Annotated in this window: 1 protein-coding gene; it reads left to right on the top strand. The window is 37.8% G+C overall.

Annotated elements, in window-relative coordinates:
- Nucleotides 1-283 (top strand): cytochrome ubiquinol oxidase subunit I (locus ACPYOJ_RS35160; RefSeq protein ID WP_481420356.1); only part of this gene is annotated, 283 nt, incomplete at both ends.

Genomic DNA, 283 nt, shown 5'->3' with positions numbered 1-283 from the left:
AGGTTTTAAGTTTTCTGGTAAGCAATGATTTTAACGCTGAAGTAAAAGGTTTGAATGATTTCCCGCGAGGTGAATGGCCTCCGGTAATGGTTGTCCATTTTGCTTTTCAGATTATGATTTTCTTTGGGGTGATTATGATCATTATAGGGATGATTTACCTTTTTGCCGTATTTTTCAAAAAAGAATGGTTGAAAAAAAACTGGCTTCTGAAAACATTTTTAGTAGCAACACCTTTCGGATATATTGCGCTGGAAGCGGGATGGACTGTCACTGAAGTAGGCAG

The organism is Rhizobium sp. SVR5-9E (genome assembly GCF_056755095.1).
Note: the sequence above shows the minus strand (reverse complement) of the source record. Positions and strands in the feature narration are given on the sequence as shown.